Origin of the sequence: Brachyspira pilosicoli, assembly GCF_019402445.1 — a bacterium.
GTDB classification, from domain to species: domain Bacteria; phylum Spirochaetota; class Brachyspiria; order Brachyspirales; family Brachyspiraceae; genus Brachyspira; species Brachyspira pilosicoli_B.
The window spans coordinates 1-4621 of sequence record NZ_SRZM01000393.1 but is presented as its reverse complement, the minus strand read 5'-3'; the positions used below and the strand labels follow the sequence as shown (position 1 = coordinate 4621).

Genomic DNA, 4621 nt, shown 5'->3' with positions numbered 1-4621 from the left:
TTGTAGAAAGTTCTGGTATATATATAACATTATCAACTAAATCTATATCAGCAACTCCGCTTAAAGAACCTTCAATTTTTTCTAATTGTTCTTTAGTATTTAAATCAAATACATATATGCAAGCATTATTATTAGCACCGTTTTCACCCCAATCAGAAACATATAATTTGCCATTAGCAATAGCTATACCATCTAAAGCACCAGCACCCAATCTTGAAGCTGTCCATTTAGTTAATCCTGTACCGTCTATATTTAAAGTATAAATATCTCCTCCATTAGCATCGCCGCCAAATGTACTTCCTGCTATATATAATACTCCATTATCTAATAATATACCATTAGCACCAACTACTCCTGTTACTGATGAAGCAATAGATAAAGCTGAGTTATTATTTACTTTTACAAAATGAACAGTTGAAGCACCTGTATCAGTTAAAGCTACTGTTGTAGGGTCTATAACTACTGTATCATTTAAGAATTTAGAACCTTCTATAGGAAGTTTAGTAATTATTTTATTTTCTTTAACATTAGCTAATACTAAATTACCTGTCATAGAGCTGTCATTAACTTGGTCAGGAATAATAATAATATCATCAGTTAAGAAAGAAAAACCTTTAGGGCTGTCTAACTCACCTTCAAAAAGTTTTGTAGGATTAGAACCATCTTCATTAGCAACAATTATAAATCCGTCTTTAGGAGCATTAGGGTCACCTAAATTTGCTATATATAATTTACCATTTCTAAACTTAACACTCTCTGGAGCAGCTAAACCTTCTACTGTTATGCCCATAGCTTCTTTTTTGTATTGAGCTCCTGAAGTACTGCTGCTAGCTTTAGTTGTTCCATCTCCAGAATTATTTGAACAAGAAACTGCAAATACTACCAATGATAAAATTAAAAAAACTTTATTCATTTTTATCTCCTTTTTTTATTTATTGATTCTGAAAAACTTATATAGTATTTTCAATATTATATCAATACCAATTTAAAAAAACATTGTTACCAAAATAATCACAATACTAAAAATAAAAAGCTATTGACTATTATGTCTATTCAATTTATTATAATGTAATGAAAATTAATACAAAATTATCAGTTGCCACACATATAGTTTTATGCATAGCCTTTTTTGAAAATGAAGGCACTACTTCTCATCTGCTTGCAAAAAGCGTAAAAACTAACCCCTCACTAATAAGAAGAATTTTATTAAAACTTCAAGATGCTGAAATAGTTGAAACAACTAAAAAGGGAAGTAAACTTATAAAAGATGAAAAAGATATAACATTACTCTCAATATATAAAGCAGTGTTCACAGAAGAAGAGAGAGGTTTATTTAACTTTCATCACCCTAACCATGTATGCCCAGTGGGATGTGCTATGTTTGATGTACTTGGAGAAGAGTTTAATAACGTAAAAGAAGACTTTGAAAAATCATTATCTAAAATAACTATAAAAAAAATAGCAGATGAAGTGAGAAAAAGAAAAAAGCATTTGGATTTTATGAATAAATAATTTTTTTAATGTTTTAAAATTGTTATTTTATTGCCTTCAAGTTTTATTATTTTTTCTTTTGATAATCTATTTAATTCTCTTGATAAAGCACTTCTATCTGAAGATATAAACTCTGATAATTTATCTCTATTATACGGTATTACTATATTATTAGATTTTTGTATATTAGACATATATTTTAAATAAAGCATTATTTTACTTCTTAAACTTTTTTGACTTAATATATCATTTTTTATAGATAGGAATATATTTTTATCAGATAAAACTCTAATTAAATTTTTTAAAAAAATTGCATTATTAAAAATATTATTAGTATTTATTTTTAATATTTTAGTATCAGTGAAAGATAATGCCTGTATAGTAGAAATTTTATTTGTAGATAAAGCAAAAGATTCAGCAAAAATATCCCCCGCATTTAATATGTTAACTATATTTTTTCTCGCATCATCATATTCTTTGGAAACTTCTACCATACCATCTAATATTAAACAAATATTATCTATATAATCACCTATATCTATAATGATATTTCCTTTTTTGTATGATTTGTTTTGATATCCGAATCCATCAATTATATTAAGAATATTATCTCTGTCTATATTATTAAATAAACTTGATTTTAATATTATGTCTATATATTCTTCCATAAATCAAACTCTCAATTATATAGTAACTAATATAGTATTTTTTATCAAAAAATCAATATTAGTTAGTTGCTATAGCAACTGAGTTTTTTGTATAAAAATCATATTATACAAACATAAATAACTTTTACATATAGGAGTTAAGAAAAATGAAAAGAAGAATAATAAAAATAGATGAAGATAAATGCACAGGCTGCGGAGAATGCATACCAGATTGTCCTGAAGGAGCTTTGCAGATAATAGACGGAAAAGCAAGACTTATAAGTGATTTGTTTTGCGATGGACTTGGAGCTTGTATAAAAAAATGTCCAGAAAATGCAATGACTATAGAAGAGAGAGAAGCAGAAGAATATAATGAACAAAAAGTAATGGAAAATATCGTTAAAGGCGGTGTTAATGTAATAAAAGCTCATTTGCATCATCTAAAAGAACATGGAGAAGATAAACTTTTTAATGAAGCTATAAAATATTTGAAAGATAATAATTTGGAGGTACCAAATATGGAAGAAAACAAACCTTGCGGCTGCCCAGGAAGCATGCAAAGAGATATGAGAAATAAACTTAGAAATGAAAACAATAATAATATTCATATGTCTTCAGAGTTAACAAATTGGCCTATACAATTAAAACTTATAAATCAAAATGCTCCGTATCTTGATAATATAGATTTACTTATTAGTGCAGATTGTGTTCCTTTTACTTATGCGAATTTCCATTCAAAATTCTTAAAAGGCAAAGTGCTTATGATGCTTTGTCCTAAACTCGACAGCGACATAGATTTATATATTGAAAAACTTGCCAATATATTTCAAACTAAAAATATAAAATCTATTACAATAGTTCGTATGGAAGTACCTTGCTGCGGAGGTGTTGAAATGATAGTAGAAGCAGCTCTTAAAAAGGCTAATAAAAACATAATCATAAAAGAATACACTATATCTATAGACGGAGAAATAATTTAATAAAAATAATAATGAGATGATTATAAACTAATCATCTCATCATACTTGAAATAATTAATCTTAAGATATATCATTCTTTATAATATATTTAAGGATTAATTTTCAATGAAAAAGAGAGTTCTTATACTTGGTGCCACTGGTTCTATAGGAGTTAACACTTGCTCTGTAATAGAACATTTTTATAATGACTTTGAAATAGTAGGAATTACTACAAATACAAAAATTGATGTATTAAAAGAAGAATGTATAAAATTCAAACCAAAATATGTGCATATATCTTCTAAAGAAGCATTAGATAATTTTAAAAATTTTAATATAGATGTTAATATTCATGAAGGCAGTATAGCTGATTTTGTAAAAGATATTGATTTTGATATACTAGTAAATGCTTTAGTAGGATATTCAGGTTTTCTTCCAACAATAGAAGCAATAAAAAAGTCTAAAACCGTGGCATTAGCAAATAAAGAAACATTAGTTGTAGGCGGAGATATAATTAATGATTTATTAAAAAAATATAATGCTAAATTAGTGCCAATAGACAGCGAACATTCTGCAATTTTTCAAATACTAAATCATTTTAAAAATGTACCAATTTCAAAAGTAATAATAACAGCATCTGGAGGACCTTTCTTTAGAACTCCAAAAGAAGAATTAAAAAATGTTACAGTAGAAATGGCATTAAAACACCCAACTTGGAATATGGGCGGAAAAATTACAATAGATAGTGCCACTATGATGAATAAGGGTTTTGAAGTAATAGAAGCTCATCATTTATTTAATTTGGATTATGACAAAATAGAAACTATAATACACCCCCAAAGTTTAATACATTCTATGGTTGAGTTTGTAGACGGAGAAATATATGCCCAAATTGGAAAGAATGATATGCGTCTTCCTATACAGCATGCCCTCACCTACCCTGAAGTAAAAACTACACCATTTGAGAAATTAAAGCTTTATGAACATAGCGAGATTAATTTTTATAAGATGGATTTTAATAAGTTTATTATGCTTAAACTTGCATATGAATGCGGTAAAAAGGGCGGATTATATCCTTGCATATTAAATGCTGCTAATGAAGTATGCGTATATTCTTTTTTAGAGAGAAAAATATCATTCACTGAAATATTTGATATAGTAGAAAGAATGGTAAAAATAAATGTTGATCACATACCGCTTACTGTAGAAAATATTATAAGAATTGATAATGAAACGAGAAAAGAAACTTTAAAATTAATAGAAACTATAAAACAAATGTGAGAAAAATTATGAAAGAAAAAATAATAATAGGCTTTTCAAAATTAATAATATTTAGAGAAATACTAAAAACAAAAACGATAAAAAAATTAATAAAGCTATTAAAATATAATGATAATGATGAAGCAGAAACAATATATTTATATTATAATTTTTTAAATGAACTTTATAGCAATAATGATAATATAGGAGATTTTTTATTAGAGTATATATTTGGAGATAACAACATATATATAAAAAAAATAT

The 4621-nt window shown here is 26.4% G+C and carries 5 protein-coding genes and 1 pseudogene; 4 read left to right on the top strand and 2 right to left on the bottom strand.

All coding sequences use genetic code 11. The features are described from left to right. On the bottom strand, positions 1-913 hold a 913-nt coding region (locus E6A48_RS11225; RefSeq protein ID WP_219710382.1), incomplete at its 3' end, for an SMP-30/gluconolactonase/LRE family protein. A 158-nt stretch (positions 914-1071) separates the two neighbouring features. On the opposite strand from E6A48_RS11225, the gene E6A48_RS11220 reads away from it, so the two are divergent. After that, positions 1072-1512 carry an RrF2 family transcriptional regulator gene (locus E6A48_RS11220; protein WP_219710381.1) on the top strand — a complete coding sequence of 147 codons (441 nt, stop codon included), beginning with the start codon at positions 1072-1074 and terminating at the stop codon, positions 1510-1512. Positions 1513-1517: 5 nt separating this feature from the next. On the opposite strand, the gene E6A48_RS11215 is transcribed toward E6A48_RS11220, so the two are convergent. Continuing rightward, entirely contained in the window at positions 1518-2159 is a 642-nt protein-coding gene (locus E6A48_RS11215) for a Crp/Fnr family transcriptional regulator (RefSeq protein ID WP_219710379.1), read from the bottom strand. Positions 2160-2305: 146 nt separating this feature from the next. Between E6A48_RS11215 and E6A48_RS11210 the strand changes: the two genes are divergently transcribed. The 3 genes and pseudogenes from E6A48_RS11210 to E6A48_RS11200 all read left to right on the top strand — a co-directional run. Beyond that, complete coding sequence (locus E6A48_RS11210; protein ID WP_219710377.1) at positions 2306-3118, top strand: ATP-binding protein; 813 nt, start codon at positions 2306-2308, stop codon at positions 3116-3118. 105 nt (positions 3119-3223) lie between these two features. Next, positions 3224-4378 carry a 1-deoxy-D-xylulose-5-phosphate reductoisomerase gene (gene dxr, locus E6A48_RS11205; protein ID WP_219710375.1) on the top strand — a complete coding sequence of 385 codons (1155 nt, stop codon included), beginning with the start codon at positions 3224-3226 and terminating at the stop codon, positions 4376-4378. Between the two features lie 8 nt (positions 4379-4386). Then, a pseudogene (locus E6A48_RS11200) lies at positions 4387-4621 on the top strand (ATP-binding protein); the annotation flags it as partial.

Coding starts and splice junctions, on each gene's coding strand:
- dxr (WP_219710375.1), top strand. CDS start 3,224: ATGAAAAAGAGAGTTCTTATACTTGGTGCCACTGGTTCTATAGGAGTT.
- E6A48_RS11210 (WP_219710377.1), top strand. CDS start 2,306: ATGAAAAGAAGAATAATAAAAATAGATGAAGATAAATGCACAGGCTGC.
- E6A48_RS11220 (WP_219710381.1), top strand. CDS start 1,072: ATGAAAATTAATACAAAATTATCAGTTGCCACACATATAGTTTTATGC.
- E6A48_RS11215 (WP_219710379.1), bottom strand. CDS start 2,159: ATGGAAGAATATATAGACATAATATTAAAATCAAGTTTATTTAATAAT.